At 60.5% G+C, this 25256-nt stretch carries 25 protein-coding genes and 1 pseudogene; 13 read left to right on the top strand and 13 right to left on the bottom strand.

Translation table 11 applies throughout. From position 1 onward, the window contains the following. Position 1 precedes the first annotated feature (1 nt). The 4 genes and pseudogenes from rarD (at position 2) to BM382_RS06755 (ending at position 3139) form a co-directional block, all read left to right on the top strand. Positions 2-917 (top strand): annotated as a pseudogene (rarD, locus tag BM382_RS06765) (EamA family transporter RarD). A 231-nt stretch (positions 918-1148) separates the two neighbouring features. Beyond that, entirely contained in the window at positions 1149-1790 is a 642-nt protein-coding gene (locus BM382_RS32060; RefSeq protein WP_019095026.1) for a GIY-YIG nuclease family protein, read from the top strand. 309 nt (positions 1791-2099) lie between these two features. Continuing rightward, on the top strand, positions 2100-2471 hold the full coding sequence (locus BM382_RS31560; protein ID WP_139187207.1) for a hypothetical protein: 372 nt from the start codon (positions 2100-2102) through the stop codon (positions 2469-2471). A 389-nt stretch (positions 2472-2860) separates the two neighbouring features. Continuing rightward, positions 2861-3139, top strand: coding sequence for a hypothetical protein (locus BM382_RS06755; protein ID WP_011060647.1), 279 nt, complete (start codon positions 2861-2863; stop codon positions 3137-3139). A gap of 123 nt (positions 3140-3262) precedes the next feature. Here the strand turns inward: BM382_RS06755 and BM382_RS06750 are convergent, their stop codons facing one another. Next, positions 3263-3799, bottom strand: coding sequence for a hypothetical protein (locus BM382_RS06750; protein ID WP_139187206.1), 537 nt, complete (start codon positions 3797-3799; stop codon positions 3263-3265). A 493-nt stretch (positions 3800-4292) separates the two neighbouring features. Here BM382_RS06750 and BM382_RS06745 point away from each other — a divergent pair, with 493 nt between their 5' ends. Further along, positions 4293-4979: a pYEATS domain-containing protein gene (locus BM382_RS06745; RefSeq protein ID WP_072442403.1), complete on the top strand. Its 687-nt coding sequence runs from the start codon at positions 4293-4295 to the stop codon at positions 4977-4979. 128 nt (positions 4980-5107) lie between these two features. Here the strand turns inward: BM382_RS06745 and BM382_RS06740 are convergent, their stop codons facing one another. Continuing rightward, on the bottom strand, positions 5108-6622 hold the full coding sequence (locus tag BM382_RS06740) for a 2OG-Fe(II) oxygenase (RefSeq protein ID WP_072442401.1): 1515 nt from the start codon (positions 6620-6622) through the stop codon (positions 5108-5110). Between the two features lie 105 nt (positions 6623-6727). On the opposite strand from BM382_RS06740, the gene BM382_RS06735 reads away from it, so the two are divergent. Next, positions 6728-7336, top strand: a complete 609-nt coding sequence (locus BM382_RS06735; RefSeq protein ID WP_072442399.1) for a TetR family transcriptional regulator — start codon at positions 6728-6730, stop codon at positions 7334-7336. Next, positions 7333-8019 carry an HD domain-containing protein gene (locus tag BM382_RS06730; RefSeq protein WP_072442397.1) on the top strand — a complete coding sequence of 229 codons (687 nt, stop codon included), beginning with the start codon at positions 7333-7335 and terminating at the stop codon, positions 8017-8019. Before BM382_RS06735 ends, BM382_RS06730 begins: the two co-directional genes overlap by 4 nt. A gap of 311 nt (positions 8020-8330) precedes the next feature. Here the strand turns inward: BM382_RS06730 and BM382_RS06725 are convergent, their stop codons facing one another. The 7 genes from BM382_RS06725 to BM382_RS06695 form a co-directional block, all read right to left on the bottom strand. After that, the gene (locus BM382_RS06725; protein ID WP_019095021.1) at positions 8331-8891 is read right to left on the bottom strand and encodes a hypothetical protein; all 561 of its coding nucleotides are present in this window, start codon (positions 8889-8891) and stop codon (positions 8331-8333) included. Then, positions 8888-9457: a hypothetical protein gene (locus BM382_RS06720; protein WP_019095020.1), complete on the bottom strand. Its 570-nt coding sequence runs from the start codon at positions 9455-9457 to the stop codon at positions 8888-8890. The genes BM382_RS06725 and BM382_RS06720 overlap by 4 nt, the downstream gene beginning before the upstream one ends. Positions 9458-9736: 279 nt before the next feature. After that, positions 9737-10501: an amino acid ABC transporter ATP-binding protein gene (locus BM382_RS06715; protein ID WP_011060657.1), complete on the bottom strand. Its 765-nt coding sequence runs from the start codon at positions 10499-10501 to the stop codon at positions 9737-9739. Continuing rightward, positions 10498-11157 (bottom strand): amino acid ABC transporter permease, encoded by a 660-nt coding sequence (locus BM382_RS06710; protein ID WP_011060658.1) that lies wholly within the window; start codon positions 11155-11157, stop codon positions 10498-10500. Before BM382_RS06710 ends, BM382_RS06715 begins: the two co-directional genes overlap by 4 nt. Before the next feature lie 9 nt (positions 11158-11166). After that, on the bottom strand, positions 11167-11814 hold the full coding sequence (locus tag BM382_RS06705) for an amino acid ABC transporter permease (protein WP_011060659.1): 648 nt from the start codon (positions 11812-11814) through the stop codon (positions 11167-11169). A 63-nt stretch (positions 11815-11877) separates the two neighbouring features. After that, positions 11878-12666, bottom strand: a complete 789-nt coding sequence (locus BM382_RS06700; RefSeq protein ID WP_011060660.1) for an ABC transporter substrate-binding protein — start codon at positions 12664-12666, stop codon at positions 11878-11880. A gap of 187 nt (positions 12667-12853) precedes the next feature. After that, the gene (locus BM382_RS06695; protein WP_072442395.1) at positions 12854-15901 is read right to left on the bottom strand and encodes an aminotransferase class III-fold pyridoxal phosphate-dependent enzyme; all 3048 of its coding nucleotides are present in this window, start codon (positions 15899-15901) and stop codon (positions 12854-12856) included. A gap of 139 nt (positions 15902-16040) precedes the next feature. Here BM382_RS06695 and BM382_RS06690 point away from each other — a divergent pair, with 139 nt between their 5' ends. The 5 genes from BM382_RS06690 to BM382_RS06670 all read left to right on the top strand — a co-directional run bounded on the left by BM382_RS06690 (position 16041) and on the right by BM382_RS06670 (position 22177). Continuing rightward, entirely contained in the window at positions 16041-16481 is a 441-nt protein-coding gene (locus BM382_RS06690) for an Lrp/AsnC family transcriptional regulator (RefSeq protein WP_011060662.1), read from the top strand. A gap of 68 nt (positions 16482-16549) precedes the next feature. Beyond that, positions 16550-17056 (top strand): sigma-70 family RNA polymerase sigma factor, encoded by a 507-nt coding sequence (locus BM382_RS06685; protein ID WP_011060663.1) that lies wholly within the window; start codon positions 16550-16552, stop codon positions 17054-17056. Continuing rightward, positions 17053-18018, top strand: a complete 966-nt coding sequence (locus tag BM382_RS06680) for a DUF4880 domain-containing protein (RefSeq protein ID WP_072442393.1) — start codon at positions 17053-17055, stop codon at positions 18016-18018. The genes BM382_RS06685 and BM382_RS06680 overlap by 4 nt, the downstream gene beginning before the upstream one ends. 97 nt (positions 18019-18115) lie before the next feature. Further along, entirely contained in the window at positions 18116-20950 is a 2835-nt protein-coding gene (locus tag BM382_RS06675) for a TonB-dependent receptor (RefSeq protein WP_072442391.1), read from the top strand. A gap of 183 nt (positions 20951-21133) precedes the next feature. Then, positions 21134-22177 (top strand): hypothetical protein, encoded by a 1044-nt coding sequence (locus BM382_RS06670; protein ID WP_072442389.1) that lies wholly within the window; start codon positions 21134-21136, stop codon positions 22175-22177. Between the two features lie 51 nt (positions 22178-22228). Here the strand turns inward: BM382_RS06670 and BM382_RS06665 are convergent, their stop codons facing one another. From BM382_RS06665 to BM382_RS31555, 3 genes are read right to left on the bottom strand one after another with little or no spacing between them, the layout of a single operon-like run. Beyond that, on the bottom strand, positions 22229-22711 hold the full coding sequence (locus tag BM382_RS06665; RefSeq protein WP_026020215.1) for a hydrolase: 483 nt from the start codon (positions 22709-22711) through the stop codon (positions 22229-22231). A 14-nt stretch (positions 22712-22725) separates the two neighbouring features. Further along, positions 22726-22941, bottom strand: a complete 216-nt coding sequence (locus tag BM382_RS06660; RefSeq protein WP_019095014.1) for a hypothetical protein — start codon at positions 22939-22941, stop codon at positions 22726-22728. 52 nt (positions 22942-22993) lie between these two features. Continuing rightward, positions 22994-23254 (bottom strand): hypothetical protein, encoded by a 261-nt coding sequence (locus BM382_RS31555; protein ID WP_011060669.1) that lies wholly within the window; start codon positions 23252-23254, stop codon positions 22994-22996. Between the two features lie 248 nt (positions 23255-23502). Here BM382_RS31555 and BM382_RS06655 point away from each other — a divergent pair, with 248 nt between their 5' ends. Beyond that, the gene (locus BM382_RS06655; RefSeq protein WP_026022876.1) at positions 23503-24195 is read left to right on the top strand and encodes a tRNA (adenine(22)-N(1))-methyltransferase; all 693 of its coding nucleotides are present in this window, start codon (positions 23503-23505) and stop codon (positions 24193-24195) included. Between the two features lie 110 nt (positions 24196-24305). Here the strand turns inward: BM382_RS06655 and BM382_RS06650 are convergent, their stop codons facing one another. Then, on the bottom strand, positions 24306-25232 hold the full coding sequence (locus BM382_RS06650; protein ID WP_072442387.1) for a LysR family transcriptional regulator: 927 nt from the start codon (positions 25230-25232) through the stop codon (positions 24306-24308). Positions 25233-25256: the final 24 nt, after the last annotated feature.

Genomic DNA, 25256 nt, shown 5'->3' with positions numbered 1-25256 from the left:
CTTGTTCAAAGGCGTCGCTCTGTCTATCACTTCATCCTGCCTTTTCGCCATCCTTTACTACTACGCAACCTTGCTATCCCCACTCACTGGAGTGGAAATTTTTGGCTGGCGCATGCTGCTGATGCTGCCTTGTATCACCGCTTTTTTAATAATTAGCGGAGCATGGCATGGTGCCAAGTGAAGATCGTCTGGCAACGCCTTAGGCAGAGGCCACGGTTACTCATCGGACTTTGCTTGAGCAGCGCTCTGCTGGGTACACAGCAATGGCTATTCATGTGGGCACCGCTCAACGGGCATGGCCTCGATGTTTCACTTGGCTAATTCCTGCAGCCTCTCGTAATGCTCCTGTTCGGCAAAGTTGCTTACGGTGACCAGCTGACACCAATCCAAAAAATTGCCGCTCTTTGCGCTGGGCTAGGCGCGCTCAATGAGCTTTATCAGGTTGGGAAAATATCGTGGTCTACGCTGTTGGTTGCCTTCGGTTTTCCACTGTATTTCATGTTGCGGCGTAAGCTCTCTACCGCGAGCCTCGGCTTACGCTACCGGTTGCCGCCTATTTTGCGATGGGAGTCAGGTCGACGCCGGGGGTGTTCACTCAGGTGCCCAATTTGTATCTATTGCTTGCGCTGTTGGCAATCATCAGTTCGGCGGCATTCATGTCCTACACCGTTGCAGGAAAGCATCTACCTTTCAGCCTGTTCGGTTTACTGGGTTACGTAGAACCGATATTGATGGTCGCAGTAGCGTTGATCCTGGGTGAGCGGATCAAGCCTGAACAGTGGCTGACATATGTGCCAATCTGGACTGCGGTTGGGTTGCTTGTTTTAGACGGTGGACGCTATTTGTGGGCAGCATGGTTTTCAGCACGCGAACAGCATTCAGCAAAGGCCAAAGTGGAATTGTGTAGTTTCGATTGAGAAGTGAGACTAGAACTCTACAGTTGCTCACCGGCATCTAAGGGATGACTTCAGCAGGATCTGACGGGCCGCTATTGGCCGGTAGCTGCCCTTTGCGAGAGGCACCTATCGGCCAGCAGGAGTCGTCACAAGTTGTGAAGAAAAGCGTATTTCTGCGATGTGCGTGAGTTATGTTTCATTGGTTGATCCGCTGGTACCATCAACGTAAATCAGCATTTTCTAGGATTGAGTATGCAGGGCGAACTAAGCTTCACCGATGTGGTACGGGAGATTCTTCGGCAGCATCCTGAGGGACTGACACCGCAACAGATCCGAGAGTTCGTGAAGACCGGATACCCTCAGTACGTTGGCACGCCAAGCCATTTGAAAAACGTCGCTGCAGGTAACTACAAAGATGTTGACCATGCTGTTCTTGCCCGAATTTACTTAGCCTGCAGAGGCGCCTCGGACATCGCGGCAGATAAAAGTCGTAAGCCTCACCTAATGACTCTCTTGGCAGACGCCGCCTCAGTGGACACCAAGGCTGATGATTTCATTGAGGGGGAGGACCTTGCCAAGCTAGAGGCGGATATCGGGACGCTGTACGTGCTCTCCACCGGTCTCTATACCGCTGAGCAAGTCGAGATCGTAAAGATTGGAATAACCAGTGGGTCAGTCGACAAGCGCATCACACAGCTCTATACGACGGGGGTACCTTTTCGCTTCACGATCTTAAGCCAGCTTGAAACCACAAACTATTCAAAGCTAGAGCAGGCTTTGCATTGTTTGTTTGATAAATATCGGATCAATAAGTCCCGAGAGTTTTTTACAGGGAATTGTCTAAAATTCCTTCCTGATCTGATCGCGATTCACCGGAAAATTGAGGAGGCGTGAGCCGGTAGGGGGGGAGCGAAGGAAGCAATGGAGCAGGGTTGATTTTCCTACTTTGACTGAAAGTTTTCGGCCAGAAGCGTCACCCTCGGGGAGGGTGGCTCGTTACGAGCAGCAGCAGTAACAGGCCATGGACACGTTGCTAGCGACTTCGTAATCTCCGTGAAGACTCATGTCGCTTTTCCCCCGCTATTGTCGCGTTATAGCCGTACCTAAGGTGCTGCTGAAGGGGAAGTAACTTTATCAGACACAAGTGGCGGAAAATTTTATCCCGCGTGTGTCGTCTACTTATAGTTAGGGAATGGCCAAACTATGCAAGACCCGATTCAGACAATCCGAGAAATTCTGATCTCAGCTGCAAGAGACAGGAAAACTGTTTCTTACCCGAAAATTTACAATGTCTTCAAAACAGGCACGCCAAAGAACGAGGTATGGGATACTTTTGAGGAGGCGTGCAGAGGTATTTGCGACAGCAAAACAGCAATCTACGGCGCGTTGCTTTCAAAAAAAGACACTGGACTCCCCGAAAGTGGTTTCTTCGATATTTATAAAAACATGAGGGGAGCTCATTACAGAGCAATTGCAGGCAACGTCGAGGCAAACGTTTTGACAGGAGCTCATAAAAAATTATTCTGTGATACCGAAAGAAGCACTGTCTACCAGCATGTCCTCACTATCTCCTAACAACGCGCTCAAAGAGCTCACTTCGCTCACTGGGACGGGCTGGGTCATGGGGGCGAAGCTGAGATGCGTGTGAGGCACCTTTTGGCCGATTTCTGCCTATGCCCACCGTCAGCTTAGGGTCGAAAGCGGCCATTGGTAAGAGGCTGCTTCCGGGCAAAGGCAGCCTGTCACAAGCTGATCACTGTATGTTTTTGAAACGATAAACCGAACGATCTTTTACCCAGAAATTGTCATCGAGCGAATGTCACTTCTATAGTCCAACACGTCACCGCAACTTAAGTGACTGGTCATCGCGGGCCAAAAAACTATGGGCATAAACCTCGTCTCTTAGCCGATTCCAGTTGGCTGTTTGACGGCGGTAAAGACTTGTCTCTCATGGAGCTTCACCAATGACCCGCACACCTACCTGCAACCCCATCCCGCTCACCCGCAACGACACCGACTATCCCGTCCTCTACCTGGACGCCAACGCCTCGTTGTCCGATCTGTATACCTGCGCTCAGCAACGCATCGGCGCAGCTCGCAACCTGCTGGAAATCCTCGACTGCGCTTCTGGTCCGCAGGACCTCTCACAGATCCGCTTTGCCATCGGCCTGTTGCTCAGTGATGGCTTCGATCTGTTGCGTACCTTGGGTGATAGAACCTTGGGGCAGGCTGATCCTGCCTGACCCCTGGTTGCGTAATGAAGCAACAAAAAAGGCGACGCAATGCGTCGCCTTTTTGCTTGAACGGGGCGCTTTCCAGCGATCGGCTTTGTGCCCGCTTTCCTGCCTCTGCTCCAGTGCTTTTTTCTAAAAGTTGAAACGTTGGTCAAACACGGTCTGCTCGCCCACCGTCACGCTGCATTGGCGGGCCACTTCAGCCGGCATCACCTTGCCCAGCAACGGCGCCAGCGACTTGTAGAACACCTTGTCACAGGCGTCGTCTTTGCTGAAGGCTTGGGAGTTACCGGCCGCGTCTGCCGTAATCCGGCAGCCTGCCACCAATTCGGTGGGCAACTCGTTCAATGGCACTGTTGTCGAGCCAGAGCCCTGCAACTCGATCAGCTCATTGCATGTGCCCTTGGCCGGACCTTCCTTGATGGTTTTGGTAAAGGCGACGCGTTGGTAGTCGGTACCGGTGAACAGCACCTGGTCGTTAACAGTGACTCGGTATTGTGAGGGTTTGAAGGCGATGGTCTTGATGCAGAACTGCGTCGTGACCGGTTTCCCATTGAACTCAGCGGTGGCCGCTTTGCAACCTGGGGTGGCCTGGGTGAAGGAGGTATCGGGCGAGCTGACACAACCGGCCAGTGAAAGCAGGCACACACCGAACAGCATTCTTTTCATGGGACTTCCTGTGCTCAAACACACCGCCTCCAGCAGGCGGCTCCCGACGCAAATCATACCAGCGACCTGTTGGCCAAAGGCGCAGAAAGGCAGGGTGGCCCTTTAACTCGGCTACTGAACCCCATCTCGACAGCTGTCTGCTTCCGGCCCAGGCGGTGTGAAGAACCCAAGTAAAAATCGAAACCCGCGTTTCTACATGAAAGCTGAACTGTAGTGGTCGCCACAAGAAACACGGACAGATTTATTTCTCTACCCTAAACGTCTGCTATTAGCCGTTTTTAACTTTGAGCGTGTCTCTTTGCCCACCGGGCCTTCAGTTCCGGGAGATTTCATACAGATGTGGCGCACGCACGTTCCATAAAAAAAACGCTCATCCACTTCCTCGCCTAACCTGATTTTAGTTGCAGACGGACTCTGCCGTTTTTTGTTCACGGCCAATTGAACGCTGCACGGCGGTAGCACGCTTTCGGGGGAAATACAGGAGGATCAACACATGGATAGCGCACGATCGCCGGAAGATAAGGGCAAGTTGAAGGCAAGGGCTCGGCAGCGTAAGGCTGCGATCATTGCACTATGTGGAGTTTTGTTTGTACACGCGCTCTTCCTGGTTCCACCTGAGCGAATGACCGTGCCAGTTGTCAGCATTATTACAAGCCTCATATGGCCGATTATCGTCCTGGTGATATTGGTTTTATTCCAGCCGTACGTCGAAAGGCTTTTCTTAGAGATAACCGAGCGAATCAAGGGAGGGTCTGGCTTAAAAATTGGAAGTTTTCTTGAGATCCAGAGTCTTCCCGAGCAAGCGCGGAAGATTCCTGTTCCCAGCGAGGAGCAGAATGTAACGCTGGAAAACATCGCCTTGCTGCACACGAGCTTCTTTTCGGAGACAGGAACACGTTTGTACGGTGGCGACGGTCGAGCGTATTACCAGTTTGAGGTGGTTGTTATGGCGCCAGACGTCGTCATGGAGCACGTGGACAGGGTAGTTTACCGCCTCGAAAACACTTGGCCTGAAGCGCTCAGAACAAGAGAGACTCGCGACCGCGCGTCAAGATTCAAGATGAAGGACTTGGCCAATGGAACTTCAATTGTCGAGGCCGACGTCTACTTTCGCGGTAGCGACCAACCTCTGAAGCTTAACCGCTTCATTGATTTGCGCCCCGACGGCCCGCGCATCTAGAGTTCTCGCCCTCAGCATTTGAACATTAATGCACCAGAGCAAGTGGCAACTTGTACGTTGAGTCCACAGCCAAAAGCGGACCCGACCGATAGGTAGACACGGAGTCGGCGACGGTGCCCACCTAAACCCTAACCCTTGTCGCCATGCACCAATATCCGGCCGTCATACCCACAGCTGATCCAGCCACCGGCGCGGGTGGGGAGCACATCGGTTGCAAAGTTGTCGTGTGAGCCGATGCTCACCCCCTGTCGTGAGGGCAGGTTCCAGCGCTTGACGAATCCGTCCTCGCCGCAGGTCAGCAGCATGTGTCGCGCCTCGAAGCGCACGCGCCGCACAGGCCCGTCATGAGTGGCAAGGCAATCCAGGAGCGCGAGCATCGGTTCGGTCGCTAGCAGGTGCACCGCGCCGTCGAGATCACCAGCGGCCAAGGTGACGCTGCCATCGGCGTCGATCCAGCTCGCCAGCGTCCTCAGGGGGCGGCCCAGATCGAGCACTTGTACGCAGTCCCGCTCCTCGGGTTGCCACAGCCTGACGGTTCCGTCCTCCGATGCGCTGGCGAAACCACCCTTGGCCGTAGGCGCGATCGCCCAGACCCAGCAGGCGTGGGCCTGACGCTTGTCCGTGGCACCTGTCGCCAGGTTCCAGACTGTCACGCGACCGTCAGCAGCCCCGGTTACGAAGAGGCCAGCGCCTAACTTTGCCGAGGACAGGACGGCCGAGTCCGATGTGCCGATCAACCTTGACTTGCCGGTCGCCAAGGACCAATGCCGGACTGTTCGATCCCGCGAGTGAGAAACAAGCTCGCCAGGCGCCACGCCCACCAGACCCAGAATGGATTGTGTATGTCCGTCAAGCTGGCCCAGGCACCGGCCCTCGCGATCCCACAGCCGGATGGTTGCGTCACGCCCGGCGCTTGCAAAGCCCCTGTCGCCAAGGTCGGCAAGCGCCCATACGTAACCGCGGTGGCCCGGCTGGAAGGGGCCGTCGACTTGCAAGGATTGCTGTGGCTCGTACATCAGGTCACTGCGCATGACGTATTTTTGGCCAGCGTCCACTAAGGCGCCGGCGTGCCAGAGTGTGTGGTCGAATACGATCAGGCTGCCCTTTCGGGGGCGCAGCCTGAGCGTGGAATTCCGGTTCGACATGGCGGCGGACCGTCCCTCGAAGAACACGGTCTCTCCGCCGCTGAATGCATCGTCGTTAAGATAAATCATGAAGGTCAGGCGTGACTGTTGGCGCTGGCGATGGTGTACACCATCCTGATGGGCACGGAACTGGGTGCCGGGCCGGTAGCGGCAGAAGCGCAGCCGCTCATTGATGCCGACCGGACGCCAGCCGTCCTCATCGATCACCGTCCCGAGCCTCGGCATCCGCAAGGCGCAGTGCTTCAAGCGTTCGAATAGCCGCCCGGCCAGAGCTGGGTCGTCTGCCACGATCCGGTCATTATCGCGGTAGGAGGACGGGTAGTCCGACCCTGCGCTGGCGAATCCGCACTGCTCCGTGGCTTCTATCAACGCTTCGCACTCGCTGGCTGAAAGAAACTCGTGCACCAGGACACACCGCACCTTGTCACCCAGCGGTAGCTCGACCGAGGCCGACGGAGCCGTGGCCCCGGCCACCAGTTTTTCAGCGAAGGAATTCATCGTGATCTCCAAAATTGGTCTGATAACCAATATTCGGAAAGCTAGGGTGTGGCAGGGTCGATGTCAATGCTAAGCTGGTCGCGCAACCAACATTGGAAAGGTGACATGGCACGGCGCTCGAACACTGATGAAAGACGCGGTCAGATCGTGGCGGCACTCCAGGCCGTCATGGCCAAGGCCGGCTACGCTGGCGCAACCGTAGCGGCCATCGCCCGGCATGCGGAGCTAGCGCCTGGCCTCGTGCACTACCACTTCAAGGACAAGCGCGAGATCTTGGTGGCACTGGTCGACTCACTGGCCGGCTACGCCCATCAGCGCTACGAGTCCCGGGCCGCTGAGGCCCAGACCGCCGAGCAAAGGCTTCAGGCCTACATTGCAGCACACCTTGCCTACGGTTCGGACGCGCAGCCCGATGCGGTGGCGGCATGGGTGATGATCGGCGAGCAGTCGGCCCACGACCCAGACGTGCGTGAGGTCTATCAGGCCGTGCTAGCGGCGCAGATGAAGCTCCTCAAGGGCCTGCTCCGGCAGCGGTTCGCCGAACGCGGACGCCGCGTCCGAGGGCTCGACGCGCTGGTGGCGGGCATTACATGCTTTATCCAGGGGGCGTTCACGCTGTCCACCACGGCGCGGCCGCTGCTGCCGACGGCCTTCGCCGCACCGACGTTGATCGCCTGGGTCGAGCGTTACATTGATGGGGAGGAGGAGCGATGAGGGGAACGCCAGAAGGGCGCAACCTCTTTCCGGCCGGCGCGCACGGCGCCCCCGAGGTGCCTGATGGTGTGGATTTCGCCGCCTGGGCTCGCCTCTGGGCGGAGCTTGGCGTCGGATGCCCGCCGCGAGAAACCTACGAAGAGCTCCTTCGACGCTACCGCGAGCCCCATCGTGCGTATCACAACTGCCAGCATTTGCAGGAATGCCTCCAGGTGCGCCGACTCATCAACGCTGCTTGTCACGCCCCCGCTGAAGTCGACCTCGCACTTTGGTTTCATGACGCCATATACGACCCCCTTCGCAGCGACAACGAGCTGCGCAGTGCGCAATGGCTGGACGACGTGGCACGCGATAGCGGCCTGGACGATGAAATCCGACGCAGGCTTTACGGCCTGATCATGGTGACGCGACACGACGGCGCTCCAGCGTCGGCAGACGAGGCCGTGTTGGTGGACACGGATCTGGCGATCCTTGGGGCATCGGCTGCGCGGTTTGAGGAGTACGACCGCCAAGTCCGTCGCGAGTACCGATATGTACCTCTGTTTGTGTACCGCCGAAAGCGGCGCCAGGTCCTGGAGGGCTTCCTGGCACGCGGGCGCATCTATACGACCGCACCGTACTTCGATGCATTCGAACAGCAAGCCCGCGTCAATCTTACAAGCGCCATCGACCGCCTCGGCTGAGGAACGGACCCCAGTGGAGGGGCGGGAATTTCGCCTTCGCAGGTGCCTGGCCATTCTGCAGTTCAAGCCGTCACCGCAAATAGATGACGCGGCATCGCCGGTCAAAAAACCATGGTTACAGGTCACACAGGCTGCCGTTGCCGTTGCGCCCGTGATACCGACCTAAGGCTTGGCCCGGTCCCAGCGACATTCCGCCAACCGGTGCACATCGGTTCCGCTCTTTTCTCGCCTGTCGATGTCGCCTCAGCGTTCAGGTAGATAAACGAGGTGGTATCGAGAGGGCATCCTGCAAATGCACGGATTCTGGACACTCATTGGTAGCCACGCCAATAGGCCTCGACGTGCCACAGTGGGCGTCCTGTCAGGACTTCCCGTATGCCATTGATCACGGCTTGATACTGCTCGGCATCGAACTTCGACCAGCGTTGCTTTCGTGCTTGTGCCCAGACTGCCCGTAAACCGCCAACATCTTGATCGTAGAGCTCATCCAGCAAAAGCTTGTCGATAGGGGGATGCAGAGCCTGGACATGGGGGTGCAACTCCTGGCCGGCGCAGACAAAGGCACCCTTGAGATAAACATTGATGAGCTTTGCTGCGACGCCGTGGCCGAATCCGACCAGGCCCTTGTTCCTGGCTGCTTCGATTGCGGTCTCGCGCCATATTTTGTGCTGGGCATCGATGTTCTCGGGAGACGGCAGAAGTTGCGGGCCCGCTAGTAGCAGGTGCAGGCCTGTGGCTTCGATGATTGTCTTGCCGGTACTCACATCGAAGCGACAGGTCTTGGTGCTCGCTGCACGACTTGCCGCCCAGGCGGTGTAGCGGTGAAGGTGTTCGGCAATGTCGTAGGGCTTGATCAATGTGGGAGCGTTCATACGGGCATCTCCAGCTGTTCATAAGCGTACAGCCAATACAGTGTTCTTTGGTTGTTGAAAGTCTTGACCTCGACCACGCCACGGTTCTCCGGCAGCCAGCTGTTGTCCCAGGTTCGGGTGGAGTCTTCCATTTGCCACCAACTGACAATGTTCGGGTGCCAGGTTTCGGCAAGCATCAAGCGGTAGACACTGCGGGTCTTGGTGGAAGGGGAGATGAACTTCTCCAGGACCGGGGCCAGGTTTTCCGCTTTCATCCTTTGAAAGTCGATACGCAGTTGTTCGGCTTTCTTCGGGGTGAAGAGGCGCTTGGCCTCGACAAAGAACACACGTTCCTTGTCGAACAACATGCAGTCGATCCGATACTCATAGCGCTGGGTGAGCGGGTTGAGGAACGGCACTTCCATGAACGCATGGGCGTTGTTGCGTGTGCCAAACGCATTGGCCAACTGAAAGGTGAGGTTGCGTTCGTTCATGCCATTGCGGCCGTAGGATGGGTAGAACGCACTCAAGCTGTCGGAAAAGTTTTCCGCTGCTTGTTGAATGACACGGTTGATGACTCGACTCACAGTATCCCTTTGCTTTTATCCTTGAAAACTGGCCTGCACAGGTGCCTGTTGCCCCGAGCATGGCTTGCATCATAAACAACGAGATCCGGGGGTTGCTATCAAAATGCCACTATCGATGTTACGTCTTTTCGCGGGCTGGGCGTTTTGGGCATCAGTGCGATCTGTGCGGTCGAAAGCAACGAAGCGTTCCTTCTTGATCGCTCCTTGTGGTGTTCACTGCGTGGTTGCCTGATCAATCTTGATGCGAAGCAACCTTTAGCCAGTGCGCGGGCCACTCATCTAGGCGTGCAAATGCTTTTTCAAGAACGACCGGGTTCGTTCGTGAGTCGGGTTCTGCAGGATCTCTTGTGGCGCGCCTTCCTCGACCACCACGCCACCGTCCATGAAGATGATCCGGTCCGCCACTTCGCCGGCAAAGCGCATTTCATGGGTGACGATCAACATGGTCATGTGTTCGGCGGCGAGTTGCTTCATGACCTGGTTGACCTCTTCCACCAGCTCGGGGTCCAGCGCCGAGGTGGCTTCATCGAACAGCATGACCTTGGGGCGCATCGCCAGGGCCCGGGCAATGGCCACGCGCTGTTTCTGCCCGCCGGACAGGCGAGAAGGGTACTCGTCGAACTTGTTGGCCAGGCCGACCTTCGACAGGTACTCCATGGCCAGCTCGCGAGCGGCTGGCCTGGTCAGCCCTTTGAGCTTGACCGGGCCGAGGGCGATGTTTTCATGCACGGTCAGGTGCGGGAACAGGTTGAAGTGCTGGAACACCATGCCCATCTGCTGGCGCACGCTATTGATGTGCTGTTCAAAGGCTCGACCTTTCAAGGGGCGGTTGACGTGTTCGCCTTCCAGCCAGATCTCCCCCTCGTTCAGCACTTCCAGGTGATTGATGGAGCGCAGCAGGGTGCTTTTGCCCGAACCACTGGGGCCGATGATGGCGATGATCTGCCCGCGCGAGACAGACAGATCGATGCCTTTGAGCACTTCAAGTGCGCCATACGCCTTGCGCGCGCCCTTGACTTCAACCATGAGCTTTTCTGTGGTCATCGTGACATCTCTACCTTGGTTTCAAGAAGGTGCAGGCCGGCTTCCAGGACAAGATTGACCGCGTAATAAATCACCGCGACGGCCAGATAGAACTCGAACGGGCTATAGGTCTCGCTCACGGCGCGCTGGGCGCTGTAGACCAGTTCGGCAATGCCGATGATCGACACCAGGGAGGTGTCCTTGAGCAGCACGATCAGGTTGTTGCCCAGGGGCGCCAGGGTACTGCGCAGGGCTTGCGGCACAATCACGTAGCGCTGAGCCTGGCTGCGGCTCAGGCCAATGGAGCGCGCGCCTTCAATCTGCCCCGGATCGACCGACAGGACCCCGGCACGAATGACGTCGGCGTTGTAGACGGCGAAGTGCAGGCTCAGGCCGATGATGCCAGCCATCAATGCCGGGATATCGATCCCCACTTGCACCAGGCCGTAATAGATCAGGTACAGCTGAAGCAGCAGGGGCGTGCCCATCAGCAGCCAGGTCATGAAGCGTATGGGAAGGGATACCAGTTTGGGGGTGTAGAGCACGATAAGGGCGAAGGCTATGCCCGCCATCAGGCTCAATACGCTGGAGCAGAGAAACAAGACGATGGTCCACCAGAGTCCGGTTGCCAGCAGCTCGGAATAGGGGGTGAGGATACTGAGATCGAGGCTTTGCATTGACGCGTCTCACTTTGCCGCGAAGCGTTTGTCGAGGTGGTCAACCAGCAATCTGACCGTGTAGACCATGGCGATATACAAAATGGCCGACACCATGAAGATCTCGAATGGCTTGTAGGTGGAGCTGATAAAGCGCTGCGCTGTATAGGAGAGTTCCACCACCGAGATGGTCGACACCAGGGCCGAGCCCTTGATCAGCGCGACCGCATTGACCCCCAGTGGCCTGATCATCAGCTTGGCGGTTTGCGGCAGGGTGATCAGCCACAGGGTCTGGCCCTTGCCGAAACCGATTGAGCGGGCCGCTTCGACCTGGCCGGGATCGACGTTGCTGATGGCGCCGCGAATGGATTCGGCCATGTAGGCCGCGATGTTCAGGCCCAGGCCGATGACGCCAGCGGAAAACGGCTCTAGCTCAAGGCCGATCTGCGGGCCGCCAAAGTAGAGGAGGAAGAGTTGGACCAGGCAGGGCGTGCCGCGAAAAACGCTGATGTAGACCCTGGCCAGGCAGCGAAGCAGGAAAAAGCCGGACAGCCGGGCCGCCACCAGCACGATGGCGACCAGCAGGCCCAGCAGCAGTGCCAGTAGCGAAACGTGCACCGTGACCCAGGCCGCCTCCAGAAAAAACGGCAGGGTGCGCTGTATGAGTGTCAGATCCATGGGCAGGCTCGAAAAGGTCAGGTTGACCGGCCCGACCCCAGGTCGAGCCAGGCTGAAGAGGAGTCAGCGAATGTCCTTGCCGATCCACTTCATCGAGATCTTTTCGTAGCTGCCATCGGCGAGCATGTCGTTCAGTGCCTGCTGCATCGCCGCCTTGAGCTCGGGGTTGTTCTTGCGCAGCGCAATGCCCATGCCTTCAACCCCACCGTCACTGTCGGGTGGCGTGATGATGCGCACTTTCTGCCCGGTTTCCTTGACGGCCACCAGTACCGGAACGCTGTCCATCACCAGCGCGTCGAGGCGCCCGGCTTCCAGGTCGACCAGCATCTCGGGAAGCCCTTTGTAGGTCTTGACCTTCAGGTTGCCGCGCGCCCTGGCCCATTTGTCGTGGGCATCGCCGAGGGTGACGCCCACCGTCACATCCTTCAGGTCAGCCAGGCTGTTGATCGGCGAGTCTTCCTTCACCACGATGGTGCGGCCGGCGTGGTAGTAGGGGCCGACGAAATCCACGGCCCTCAGGCGTTCAGGGGTGATGGTCATGGAGGCGATGATGGCGTCGTATTTCTTGGCCAGGAGCCCGGCAATGATCCCGTCGAAGGGCGTGGTGACAATGCTGACCTTCACCCCAAGCCGCTGGGCCAGGGCTTCGCTGATGGAGGCGTCGAAGCCGACGATCTGGTTCTGCTCGTTGGCAAAGCTGAAGGGCGAGTATTGCCCGCTCATGGCGATGCGGATTTCTCTGGATTCCCGGATCGATTGCAAGTCATCAGCCTGAGCGGCTGCGGGGCAGAGGAGCGCCGCGGCGGCGACGGTGGATGCGGCAAGCAGACCCTTGAGCGTTCTGGTTAGCATGGGATGGCACCTTTGAAGAATTATTATTTTTTGTTGTGGGCTCTTCACCCTGGCTCGGGAAAAGCTTTGCACAGGTCATTGCGCAAAGCACCCGGCAAGGTGTCCGCGTGCCGGACACATTGCCGGAGTTGGCCGACACTATGTCGGCCAGCCCGGTTTGGAGCACTGTGGCCTCGATCCTGATGCTCTAGCGCAGTGCCGCCTTGAAGCTTTCGTCCAGGACCTCAAGCAGGAAGTCGGCGTTCTTCTGGCTGAAAATCATCGAGGGGCGCATTTTCAGTACGTTGTCGTAGGGGCCTTCGGTGCCGATCAGAATCCCGCGCTCCCGGGCACCATCGGCGACCTTTCTGGCCAGTTGCGTAGCGGGAGCCTTGCTCTTGCGATCGGTGACCAGTTCAATCCCGAGGAACAGCCCCAGGCCGCGTACGTCGCCAATGGCATCGTAGCGCTGCTGCAGCGTGCGAAAGCCATCGAGCAAATAGTTGCCCACCGTCAGTGCGTTGAGTTTCAGGTTGTCGCGTTCAATCACATCGAGAACGCTGAGCCCCACGGCACAGGAAACCGGGTTGCCGGCGAAGGTGTTGAAGTACTCCATGCCATTGTTGAAGCTGTCGGCGATTTCGCGGGTGGTCACCACTGCCGACATCGGGTGCCCGTTGCCAATGGGTTTGCCCATGGACACCGCATCGGGCACCACGCCCTGGGTTTCAAAGGCCCACCAGTGGCTGCCCACTCGACCAAAGCCGACCTGGACTTCATCGGCCAGGCACAGGCCGCCCTCGGCACGCACCATTGCATAGACTTCCTGCAAGTAGTTTTCCGGGAAAAACAGTTGCCCGGCGACGCTGGGAATGGACTCCGCGAGAAAGAACGCCGGGGCCCGGCCCTGCTTGCGCATGCTATCGATCTGCTCGGCGACACTTTGCGCGAAACGCTTGCCCAGCTCCTCGAATGGCCAGTGATCCGCAGCGCGGTAGGCATCCGGCACCGCCGCCTCGAATACGTGTTCTGCACGGCCTTTGCCGGCCTTGCGCTTGTACTTGTAGGGGCTCAGATCGATCAGCTCCTGGGTGGTGCCGTGGTAGGCCCAGTCCAGCACGATGGCATCGTTGCGCCCGGTGTGATTGCGCGCCATGCGCAGCATCAGGCTATTGGCTTCGCTGCCTGAACAGCCGAAGGAGGCCACCGCCAGGCCTTCGGGCAAAGTCGCGGTGAGCCGCTCGGCGTACTCGACGATGTTGTCGTGCAGGTAACGGGTGTTGGTGTTCAGGCGTGAAGCCTGGCGCGCCAGGGCCTGCACCACATCGGGATGGGAGTGGCCCAGATGGCAGACGTTGTTGAAGCAGTCCAGGTAGGCCCGGCCAAAGTTGTCTATCAACCAGACCCCATCACCGCGTACGAACTTGATCGGGTCCGAGTAGGAAATCGACAAGTTGGGCAGCAGCAGTTGTTTACGCTTGGCCACGATCTCTGCTTTGCTTCTGCCTTCCTGGCTGTAGGTTTCCGCAGGGATTCCGGCCAGGGTCGATGCATCCGGGAACAGGTCGGCCCACACCTCAAGGTAGGCGCGCTCACCGACGCCGATGAACTCGCTCGCTTGCAGCTGGGTATCGGTGGACATCTGGAAGTGCACATGGGGCAGCCAGCCGCCGTTTTCCGTGTCCGCGCCCATGTGGCCCACCAGGGCACCCGCCTCAAGACGGTCCCCGGGCTTGAGGCGGGTCAGCGCTTCGTGGGCCATGTGCCCCCACAGGGTCAGGAACGGCGGGCAGCCCTCAGGCGAATGCTCAAGCATGATCAAGCCGCCATAGCCCAGCGGTTCACGCTCGACCTCGACGCTGCGCACTACGCCGGCAAGCGGTGTGTACAGCGGCGTTCCGGCCGGCATGATCAAGTCGACGCCCAGGTGAATGATCCGACGTTGCCCTGCAATGAAGCGCGATTCAAATGCCGCATCGGTGTAGATGGTCCGTTCTTCGCCCCAGGGGCCGATGCCCAGTGGCACTTGATGTTCAGCCGCGAAATCGTTCCACCATTTCGCCGCCTCTGCCGGACGCTGCTCGGCGGAGGCGACCGTCAGCACATGGGCGGCATCGGCGAACGGCACAATGGCCTTGTTCAGGGTCGCCGCCGCCGGATGCACGATGTCCGCGAAGGCGTGGCGGTTTTCATCCACCCAGCGGCGAACCGCCCCGGCACCTTCTATCGCGTCATAACCGCAGGCCTTGCGCAGGATCGCCGTCGCCAGGCGCGGGTTCATGCGGTCCATTTTTTCCAGCAGGCGCCAGGCCGGGGCTTCGCTGATGGCCAGGTAAGGGTTGTCCTGGGTCTGCTCGTGGCGCGAGGCCGACAAGGTGACGCTGATGACCAGGCGCATGGCGATCAGGTTGAACAGCACGTCCAGTTCTTGCGGCTGCAGCGGGTAGCGCTCGTGGAAGCCGGCGGTGAGGGCGGCGGCCGCGCCGATGGGGTCCTCCATGTCGAGAATGGAGTAGGCGCAGGTGATGGCGACTTCGGCAATCAGCACCGTATGCACGGCATCGCCAAAGTCGATGATGCCCGAGACCTGCTGATGAGTCTGCGGGTCGACGAGGATGTTCCAGTCATTGCCGTCATTGTGAATGACCTGCGTGCGCAACCGCGCAAGCCTGGGTTGCACGGTGTTTTCGAACGCGGAAATGAAGCGCTCCAGAATGGCTCGTCGGCCAGGGTCCTTGACGAAATGCAGGCGCGATCTGGAGCGCGCGGCGTGCCGCAGGTCCCAGTCCAGGTCGCGCACCGCACCGTGATGCATGAAGCCCTGCAACGCACGATCCATGTCGGCGAACGATTGGCCCAGGCTGCGCATGAGGGCGAAGGTGCGCTTGACCTCGGCCAGGGGAGTGCCGTGCAGCCAGCTCACCAGGCGCACCGCATGGGTTTCACCGGAGGGCGCCACGGCCGAGGCGAGGAAGCCACCGGCAAGGCTCTTCTTCAGCTGCGGCACGGCAAGCTCGGGGTTGTAGCTGGCGAGGTGGCTGAGGATGGCCGTCTGCAGCTCGCTTTCAGTTCGCGGTTCACTCGAATTGACCACCTTCAGAATCCACCCCGCATCGCTTGCAGTGTTCAACCGGTAGTTGCAGTCGCGCTCGCCATCCAGGGGCGAGGCCGTGGCGACGACATTGAAAAGCTGCTCGGCCAGTTGTTCGGCATCGCGGGGCGAGAACTGCGGGGCGGGATGGGAAAGGTTGGTCATGGTAATGGTTTTCCAAGTTATTGTTTTCAGTTAGCTTGGCATGCGAAATCCTTGACGGCAGTAGGTATGCGGTCGGTGTTGGCCTGCATATTGTCGGAATCGACCGGCACAAATTCGGTAGTCAAAGTGAGGAGTCTTGATGCGCGACCTGGACGTGAAAGATCGCGAAATACTGGACATTCTGTCTAAAGAAGCGCGGATTGCCCTGAAGGCCCTGGCCGCGAGAATCGGACTGTCCAGAAGCGCCACCAGCGAGCGTGTCCTCAACCTTGAGCGCAATGGCGTGATCAGGGGCTACCGGGCGGATATTGGCGAAATCGACGCCAACGTGATTCGCGCCATGTTTCTGGTGTGCCTGAAACGCACGCCGGCCATCAGCCTGCTGGACATGCTGGCCCAGCACTCCCAGGTGCGACGCATCTCTTCGGTCAGTGGCCAGCTTGATCTGGTGATCGAGATCGAATCCCGGACCATTGATGATCTGAACCGAGTCCGGGATGCAGTGGCCAGTCACGAGTCCGTCGAGGACATCACCACGGCTGTGGTGCTTCGCCGCGATATCGATCGACAGACATCCTGATTCGCCGCTGTACAACTCCCGCACTGAAACAATAAAATGAGAAGCATTATCATTAATGCGAATCTCCCATGCACAACCACAGCCTCTCTTCGCCCGTCGCCCAGTTGTATGCGAACCATCACGGCTGGCTGCGGGGCTGGCTGCACCGGCGCCTGGGGCACAGTGCCGATGCCGAGGACCTGGCCCATGACACCTTTATCCGGGTGCTGCGCTCCCAGGAGGATGTGCGTGAGTTGCGCCAGCCCATGGCGTTCCTGGCCACCATTGCCAACGGCCTGCTGATCAATCGCTGGCGCCGCCAGGCGATCGAACGGGCTTATCTGGAAGCCCTGGCGGCGCGGCCGGTGGGGGAGGAGCCTTCGCCGGAGGAGCGGCATCTGATGATCGAGACCCTGTTGCAGCTGGATTCGCTGCTGGTGGGGTTGTCGTCGCGGGTGCGGCAGATTTTCTTTCTGTCCCAGCTCGATGGCCTGACCTATCCGCAGATCGCTGCGCAGTTGGGCTTGACCGTGGCCCAGGTGCAGCGGGCCATGGGCAAGGCCTTCAGTGTCTGTTACGCGAGCCGTTTTGAATGAGTGGCGCTGCGGTCGATCCCCGAGTGCGGGACAGCGCCATCGACTGGCTGGTGCGGATGCAGTCCGGGCTGATGAGCGCCGCGGACCATCAGGCCCTGCAGCAGTGGCGGCAAGCCAGCGTCGAGCATGAATACGCGTGGCAGCGGGTCAGCAGCCTGCCGCTGATGTTGCAGCCAGGGGCCAATCTGTTGGCCGATGCCACGGCGCGCCGGGCATTGCAAGCGGCGGGCGCCGATCCGCAGCGACGGCGACAGGTGCTCAAGTGCCTGCTGGCCCTGGGGCTGTTGGGGGGCATTTCCTGGCAGGGGGCGGATTCCACCCTGGTGCGCTCAGCCCTGGCCAGTTATCGCACCGGCGTCGGCGAGCGACGCCATTGGGCCCTGGCCGACGGTGGCTCGTTATGGCTGAACACCGCCAGTGCGGTGAACCTGGACCTGAGCGCCCGGCAGCGCAGCCTGCAATTGATCGAGGGCGAACTGGCCCTGGACACCCCGGCGGGCTCTGCATCCCTGCAACTGTCGACCCCGGATGCGGTGCTCTATAGCCGTGGTGCCAACCTGCTGGTGCTTCACGATCGCCTGGGCACCCAGGTGACGGTGTTGCGCGGGCTGGTGCAGGTGAGCGCACGGCAGCACCCAGCACCGCTGGCGTTGCAGGCCGGCTGGCAAACCCGAGTCGATGGCCGGGGAGCAGGGCGGCCAAGCCCCATCGATACGTTTCTGGCCCAGGCCTGGATGCGCGGCATCCTGCCCGCCGAGCGCATGCGCCTGGATCAGTTGCTGGCAGAGCTGTCGCGCTATCGCCCGGGCTTCTTGCGTTGCAGCGAAGCCGTGGCGGGCCTGCGCGTAACCGGCAGTTTCCAGTTGGACGACACCGATGCCGCCCTGGCCCTGGTAGCCAATACCTTGCCGGTGCGCATCGAGCGAAGAACCCGTTACTGGGTGACCGTGGTGCCGGCCTGAAACTTTTTTTTCACCGGCGCGATAGTTTTTTCGATCTGGCTTGGCCTTCAGGTATTACCCACCGGCACAGGTGGGTTTCGATCCCTAGGAGCCCTGCATGATTTTCCCTGCTCGTGTCTTGCGTACCCATACCTTCGGCCTGCTGTTGCTCGGTTTGCAGCCGCTCTGTAGTGAAGTGGTGTTGGCTGCCGGCGAGCGCCACTACAGCATCGGCGCCGGTCCCCTGGACCAGGTGCTGTCGCGCTTTGGCGCCGAGGCGGGCATCAGCATGGCCGGCAGTGCGCTGCTCACCGCAGGCAAGACCAGCCAGGGCCTGCAAGGGGATTTCAATACCGAGGCGGGCTTGAACCAGCTGCTGTCGGGCACCGGCCTGGGCTACGTGCGCCAGGCCGACGGCGGCTATGCCTTGCGCCTGCGCCTTGATGCGGTGTCGCTGCCGACCCAGAAGGTCAAGGGCGAAAATCCTGACGAGGAAGAGGTGTACCGGGCACCGCGTTCATCGGTATACATCTCTGCCGACGACATGCAGCGCTTTGGCGTGGTGTCGGTGGGCGACATGCTCAAGGGCCAGCCCGGGGTCCAGGTCGGTGACAGCCGCAATGGCGGCGGCCTGGATGTGAACATCCGCGGCATCCAGGGCCAGAGCCGGGTGGCGGTGACGGTGGACGGTTCGCAGCAGGCGCTGGATGTCTATCGCGGTTATGCCGGGACCCAGCAACGCAGCTACATCGACCCGGACATGATCAGCGACATCGCCATCGACAAGGGCCCGAGCCTGACCTCCAGTGCCATAGGCGGCACGGTGAAGATGCGCACCCTCGGGGTCGGCGACATCCTCAAGGACGGTCAGAATATCGGCCTGCGCCTCAAGGGTGATGTCTGGAACAACGGTGTGGCCCCGGCCTCCCGCGATCCGCACTCCAAGACCCAGGACCTGTACTCCGAGCCGCATCAGAGCCGCGGCGGGCTGTTCGGCTCGGAGGCCGAGGCCGGCAGTGCCGCGTTCGCCTATTCCCATGAATTCTTCGATGTGGTGGCGGCCTACGCCCATCGCAATCAGGGCAACTATTTCGCCGGCAAGAAGGGCCAGGATCGCTACCGCACCTATGACCGTTACGGCGATGAAGAGACCAGCGTCGCCACCACCTACAACGCCGGGGAAGAGGTGCTGAACTCCTCGTCGAAGACCGAATCCTGGCTGCTCAAGACCACCCTGCGCCCGGCGGACGGCCACACCTTCGACCTGGGCTACCGGCGCTACGACGGACGCATCGGCGAGATCATGCCCTCGGACATCTTCCGTTTCGGCACTGGCGGCATCTACCAGTACCCCCTGGGCCACACCCAGATCGACACCTACACCGCGCGCTACAACTACCTGCCTGCAGGCAACCCGCTGGTGGACCTGAGCGCCGACCTGTGGATGACCGATGCGCAGACCAGCCAGTTGACCGCCGTCTCGGCGCCGGCATCCCAGGCCTACCGTTCGGACCGCAACTGGAGCCGCCAGGCCGATCGCCGGGTGGGCGGTGGCCTGGCCAATACCTCGCGTTTCGAGACCGGCTACGGCGACTTGAAGCTGGACCTGGGCGGCTCGTTCCAGCTGGAGGAACTGCGCCCGCAGAAAAGCGTGGCCACCACCCAGGACGATATCAACGCCAACCGCATGCTGCGCGAAGGTTCGCGGCAGGAGTTCAGTTTCAACGGCAAGCTGGAGTACAAGCCGGTGGACAGCCTCACCCTGTGGGGCGGCGGGCGCTACACCCACTATCGCAGCAAGGATCACGTGCCCACGGCCACGGCGCGTCGCGAGGAACGTGACCTGCGCTACCTGCGGGTTTCCAACGGCGACAATTCCGGCAACATGATGTGGTTCCCCGACCAGAACGGCCAGTACACCGACGCCACCGACCCGCGCCTGAACAACGGCATCGTCTTCCAGAACACCAACTTCCCCTTCGAGGGCGTGCGCTACAACGACTTTGGCGCCACCGACTCCACGGTCTATCCGTCCCAGGTCGGCGAGGTGGTCACCGGCTACAACTACTCCGGCAAGAACAGCAACAGCGGTGGCGCCTTTGCCCCGGCCTTCGGTATCAATATCGAAGTGCTGCCGGACACCTTCGTGTATGCCTCGTACACCCAGGGCTTTCGCATGCCTTCGCTGTTCGAAACCAGCCAGGGCGTGCAGCAGACGATGCCCGGCAAGGGCCTCAAGCCCGAGCGTTCGAGCAACTGGGAGATCGGCGCCAGCACCCTGCAAAAGGGCCTGCTGGTGGATGACGACTCGGCGGCGTTCAAGCTGGCCTACTTCAACAACACCATCAAGAACTACATCACCCGCTACTACGACCCGAGCCCGGGCCTGTGGGGCCTGATGCGCTTCAGCAACACCGACAGCTACAAAACCAGCGGCCTGGAACTGCAGACCCGCTACGATGCCGGGCGGGTGTTTGCCGACCTGTCGTCCACCTACTACCTGAAGACCGAAACCTGCGACGCGGCTTTCGCGGCCACCCTGCGCGCCACCAGCAACCCCTACCAGAAAACCGCCGACACCCCGGACTGCACCCCGGGCAGCTTCATGGGCTCCTACACCAACACCCAGAACCCGCCACGCTTTGCCGGCAACCTGACCACTGGCCTGCGCTTCTTCGACCAGAGCCTGACCCTCGGCACGCGCATCACCTACACCTCCGGCCCCACGGTTACCGCCGACAAGCCCTGGCAGACCGGCGCCACCACGCCGCAACTGAATTACCGCGAAGTGGCGCTGTTCGATCTGTTCCTCAACTACAAACTGAAGGAAGACGCCAGCCTCAACGTGTCGCTGCAGAACCTCACCGACCGCTACTACCTGGACCCGCTGGCGCAGAGCTTCATGCCGGCACCGGGGCGCACGCTGCGGGTGGGGATGCAGGCGAAGTTCTAGGATGCGGGCGGCCCTCTCCGGACCAGGCAGCAAGGTGCGGCCTTGCCGCGCCGGCCTTTTACTGCGGCGGGTCGACGCAGTAAAGTAGGCCGCTTTCGCCCCCATTGGCCGGCACTCGCCCCTGATCTGAGCGGTATTGCCAAAGGGATCTGGCCCTCGCTGCGTTACAGATAAGGATATCCAATGAAGACCCTGGTAAAGCGCCTCCGCCCCCTGGCTGTTCTGGTTTCAGTCACGCTCTTGAGCGCCTGTGCCCCGCTGGGCAGTTCCGACCTCAATGGCAGCGCCACGCAGAACCCGACCAACCAGATCCTGGAAATCATCGATGGCGCGACCCGGGACGGTATGTCCGTGGTGCTGGTGCCGGCGCTCATGCCCAACAAGAGCGTGACCGACCTCTCCAGCTATTCCCATCGCGTGATCTTCAGCAACAAGGACCAGCCGGGCCAGGGCTACATGCAGTCCTTCGCCAATAACGACCTGGAGAAAATCAAGGAAACCGTATTTCTCTGGGACTTCCTTGAAGTGCACATCGTCCCGCCGGGAACCTACCTGATGTCCGGCGGCATTGATTACAGGATCGACAGCAGCCTGGCCCAGGTAGGCGCCGCGAAGGGCCAGCCGGCCAGCAGTGCCCGTGGTTCGGTGGACATGTCTGCGGTGCTGTATCGCCAGTTCGTCAAGGAACAATACTGGCGCGACGCTTCCTACGCGGATACCACCCACACCCAGAATGTCTGCAGTACCGTGCATGTCGCCTCCGGCCAGTGCGTGGCCTGGCAAGAGCAGCAATACAACACCCGCCGGCAGGTGTCGGAAGGCGGTTGGACCGAAGGCACCAAGATCCGTGATGTCCAGTCCGTCAAGTTGAAGGCACAGATCCCCGACGCCTACGCGCCCCTGGCCTTCAGTATCCAGCCCGGCCAGATACTGCTCAGCGACCGCTTCCACCTGAAAACCCCGGCCGTGAGCTACGACAAGAAGACTTGCAAGGCTATCGACCCGCAGAACATCAAATGCGCACTGCGGGATATCCAGGTCTACGTGAGGCCGGCCCCCGTGGAACTGGTCAAGAAGTTCAGCGACAAGGAGCTGGCGAATGTCAACGACACAGGCCGCCGGGTGCTGGCGCGTATCGAACCGATGAAAACCCGCCTGCAAGGGGACACCGGCATGGAAGAGCTGGTGTGGGGCATCCCGGTTTCCCTGAAGAAAACCGCCAGGTAAGGGGGCTTGCCTTGGGGCGCGGAGAACAGCGCGCAGCGCCACGGGCCATTGCTAGTTGAAGGAGCTGCGCAAGCCTTTGATGACCTGTTCGATGGAGGGCCCTTGAATGGCCGGCGGTTGCGGGTTTTCGCCGAATTCGCGCCAGATGAACAGGGTCAGTTCCGCCCCGTCAGTCAGTGACAGGGCGTTTTCCTCATGGGCGAAAGTTTCAAGCAGCCGGTAGCGCTGATCACTCCAGAACAGCTCCTCGACCCAGGGGTACACCGGAATAAAGTGGAAATGGATGGGGTAGCCGGGGGCATGGCCGAACCGGCTGATATACAGCCACTTGGGTTTGAGCTGCAGCTCCAGGTTTTTCTGCACCCTGGCGAGCAGGCCGCCCAACTCCGTCAGGGCGCTCTCGTGCAGCTCGGCCAGTGAATTGACCCGGGATCGCGAGCCCAGCATCAGGTAGCCGGGCAGGGCGGACGACAGGTGATGATTGAGCACCCAATGGTCGGTTTGCAGAATGATGAACTCGGGGGCTATGCCCACCTGCTGGGCGGAGTTCAAGGCATGGGCTCCTGTTCGGGAAGGTCGCTCTTGTATTCGCCCCATTGCATGTACGCGTAGTACCGGGTCATTGCTTCGAAGTGGCTGGGGGCTTCCACTTCCCACACAAGCCGGGCGTCGGGGTGAAGCAGTTTGCGTGCGGTGTTTCCCTGTGGGCCGCTCAGGCAGAAGGTCTGGCAGTCATCCGGTTCCATCCAGAGTTGGTAGTTCATCTCTTGCGCTTCAGAGTGTGGGGGAGGCTATCGTCGTTGTGGCTCGAGCAACCTAGATCGATCCGACCGAACGCAGGTATTTCCGTGCCTGAGGGCTGGTGATCTTTTCGGGTTCAAGGACATACAGCGAGCTCCAGAGCGGCGGTAAACCCAGTTCCTCCATGTAGGACGTGAAGCTGTTGAAAGGCTCGGTGCCAATGACCTCGGCGCTGAGCCAGAGCAACTCGCACTCCTGGCAAAGGTGCAGGATTTCCTGCGTTGCCCGCACTTGAACCTGGGTTACTTCGCCTTGTTCACATTCCGGACACAGCATTTTTTCACCTCCCCATGGGCGCGCAGTCTATCACTGACCAGGTTGCACGCGGCCAGCAACGAAGGTCTGCCTGCGCTCAGAAACCCGCCATGGAGGACGCTGCTTTCGACCCTGTCCGGAGCGGGCCTTTGCGGCACCCGCATCCCCGGCCCCGGTCGCATAAATTTGAAATGCCTGGCATTGCTCGCCAGAATCGCCCCCCGATCCGGCACAAGGTGCCGGACCTTGGTGGTGAAAAGGGGCAGCAGTTGAATCAGCAGACATTGTCCATGCGCCTGGCGCGCGTGGCGGCGCATGTACCAACCGGCGCACGCCTGGCCGATATCGGCTCGGATCACGGCTATCTGCCGGTGGCCTTGCTGCTGCGCGGCAGCATCAGCGCGGCGGTGGCCGGAGAGGTGGCGTTGACGCCGTTCCACGCGGCCCGGCGCACGGTGCGCGACAACGGCCTGGAGCAGCAGGTCAGCGTGCGCCTGGCCGATGGCCTGGCGGCGATCGAACCGGGCGACGCCATCAGCGCCATCAGCCTGTGCGGCATGGGTGGCGAGACCATCCGTGACCTGCTGCAAGCCGGCAAGGCGCGCCTCAATGGCCAGGAGCGGTTGATCCTGCAGCCCAACGGGGGCGAGCAGCCCCTGCGCCAGTGGCTGATGGACAACGGCTACCGCATCCTGTGCGAAGAGGTGCTGCGGGAAAACCGTTTCGACTACGAAATCATCGTCGCCGAGCGCACAGGGCCGGTGAGCTACAGCCCCCGGGAGCTGTACTTCGGCCCTCTGCAACTGCAGGCCCGCAGCCCGGCGTTCCTGGCCAAATGGCAGCGCCTGCTGCGCCTGAAACAGCGCACCCTGGAAAACTTCAGCCGGGCACAGGCGGTGCCCGAAGAGAAGGTGCAGGACATGGCCCGGCAGGTGCGCTGGATCAGCGAGTTGCTGGGCTGAGTGCGCCAGGCGGCCGCTTGCCAGGGCCCGGTGCCAATCACCGCCGGCCCGTACGACACGCTACCGAGCCGCGCAATGTCCCACGCTCAGCGCGTTGCCGGCTCCAGGCCTTATGCCTGGGGCTGGATGGCCGGCGGCGTCGAAACCTGTTGCAGGAACCGTTCGATCAGCCATCGCGCCGCCGGGCCCGGCGGCGTGTCGCTGCGGTAGATGGCGTCGAAGGCGTAGATCCCGCTTTGATATTCCGGAAGGTTCAGGCGCACCAGCCGGCCGCTGCGCAGGTCCTCCTCGACCATGGGCCGCGGCATGTTGCCCCAGCCGATGCCGGCACGCAGCAACATGTGCTTGGCGCCCAGGTCCGCCAGCCGCCAGGTGCGGTTGCTCAGCACCGCGAAATCCCTGCCCCGGGTCAGCGTCGAGCGGTCCGACAGCACCAGCTGGATGAATTCGCGCCCGGCGCCGGTTAGGTTGGCATCGCTGACGGCCAGGGGATGATCCGGCGCGGCCACCGGAATCAGCTCGACACTGCCCACCCCGATTCTTTCGATCCCGTCGATGCTTTCGTTCATCGGCCCACTGATGCCGACGACTGCGCCGCGCTCGATCACCCGCTCGGTGACTGCTCCCAGGGCTTCCATGTGCAGGTGCAGGGCCACCGTGGGAAAGGCTTCGCGAAAGGCCTTGAGGGCGTCCACCACACGCTCGGGGGCCAGCATCACATCGAGCACTAGGTGGACCTCGGCCTCCAGGCCTTGCAACAGGCCCCTGACCTTGGCACGCAGGCCATGGACGCCGTTGGCGATGGTCCTGGCCTCTACGAGCACGGTGCGTCCGGCCTCGGTGAGTTGCGGCTTGCGCGTGCTCTGGCGGTCGAACAGCGAGACCCCGAGCTGCATTTCCAGGTTGGCGATGGAGTAGCTGATGACGGACGTAGCGCGGTGCAGTTTTCTTGCGGCGCCGGCGAAGCTGCCGACTTCCACCACGGTCAGGAATACGCGCAATTGGTCCAGCGTCGGGGTGCCGGGGTCGTAGATCATCTCGGGTTCCTTGAGCGTTATCGG

Source organism: Pseudomonas sp. NFPP25, assembly GCF_900116505.1.
Classification (GTDB): domain Bacteria; phylum Pseudomonadota; class Gammaproteobacteria; order Pseudomonadales; family Pseudomonadaceae; genus Aquipseudomonas; species Aquipseudomonas protegens.
Note: the sequence above shows the minus strand (reverse complement) of the source record. Positions and strands in the feature narration are given on the sequence as shown.

Coding starts and splice junctions, on each gene's coding strand:
- BM382_RS32060 (WP_019095026.1), top strand. CDS start 1,149: ATGCAGGGCGAACTAAGCTTCACCGATGTGGTACGGGAGATTCTTCGG.
- BM382_RS31560 (WP_139187207.1), top strand. CDS start 2,100: ATGCAAGACCCGATTCAGACAATCCGAGAAATTCTGATCTCAGCTGCA.
- BM382_RS06755 (WP_011060647.1), top strand. CDS start 2,861: ATGACCCGCACACCTACCTGCAACCCCATCCCGCTCACCCGCAACGAC.
- BM382_RS06750 (WP_139187206.1), bottom strand. CDS start 3,799: ATGAAAAGAATGCTGTTCGGTGTGTGCCTGCTTTCACTGGCCGGTTGT.
- BM382_RS06745 (WP_072442403.1), top strand. CDS start 4,293: ATGGATAGCGCACGATCGCCGGAAGATAAGGGCAAGTTGAAGGCAAGG.
- BM382_RS06740 (WP_072442401.1), bottom strand. CDS start 6,622: ATGAATTCCTTCGCTGAAAAACTGGTGGCCGGGGCCACGGCTCCGTCG.
- BM382_RS06735 (WP_072442399.1), top strand. CDS start 6,728: ATGGCACGGCGCTCGAACACTGATGAAAGACGCGGTCAGATCGTGGCG.
- BM382_RS06730 (WP_072442397.1), top strand. CDS start 7,333: ATGAGGGGAACGCCAGAAGGGCGCAACCTCTTTCCGGCCGGCGCGCAC.
- BM382_RS06725 (WP_019095021.1), bottom strand. CDS start 8,891: ATGAACGCTCCCACATTGATCAAGCCCTACGACATTGCCGAACACCTT.
- BM382_RS06715 (WP_011060657.1), bottom strand. CDS start 10,501: ATGACCACAGAAAAGCTCATGGTTGAAGTCAAGGGCGCGCGCAAGGCG.
- BM382_RS06710 (WP_011060658.1), bottom strand. CDS start 11,157: ATGCAAAGCCTCGATCTCAGTATCCTCACCCCCTATTCCGAGCTGCTG.
- BM382_RS06705 (WP_011060659.1), bottom strand. CDS start 11,814: ATGGATCTGACACTCATACAGCGCACCCTGCCGTTTTTTCTGGAGGCG.
- BM382_RS06700 (WP_011060660.1), bottom strand. CDS start 12,666: ATGCTAACCAGAACGCTCAAGGGTCTGCTTGCCGCATCCACCGTCGCC.
- BM382_RS06695 (WP_072442395.1), bottom strand. CDS start 15,901: ATGACCAACCTTTCCCATCCCGCCCCGCAGTTCTCGCCCCGCGATGCC.
- BM382_RS06690 (WP_011060662.1), top strand. CDS start 16,041: ATGCGCGACCTGGACGTGAAAGATCGCGAAATACTGGACATTCTGTCT.
- BM382_RS06685 (WP_011060663.1), top strand. CDS start 16,550: ATGCACAACCACAGCCTCTCTTCGCCCGTCGCCCAGTTGTATGCGAAC.
- BM382_RS06680 (WP_072442393.1), top strand. CDS start 17,053: ATGAGTGGCGCTGCGGTCGATCCCCGAGTGCGGGACAGCGCCATCGAC.
- BM382_RS06675 (WP_072442391.1), top strand. CDS start 18,116: ATGATTTTCCCTGCTCGTGTCTTGCGTACCCATACCTTCGGCCTGCTG.
- BM382_RS06670 (WP_072442389.1), top strand. CDS start 21,134: ATGAAGACCCTGGTAAAGCGCCTCCGCCCCCTGGCTGTTCTGGTTTCA.
- BM382_RS06660 (WP_019095014.1), bottom strand. CDS start 22,941: ATGAACTACCAACTCTGGATGGAACCGGATGACTGCCAGACCTTCTGC.
- BM382_RS31555 (WP_011060669.1), bottom strand. CDS start 23,254: ATGCTGTGTCCGGAATGTGAACAAGGCGAAGTAACCCAGGTTCAAGTG.
- BM382_RS06650 (WP_072442387.1), bottom strand. CDS start 25,232: ATGATCTACGACCCCGGCACCCCGACGCTGGACCAATTGCGCGTATTC.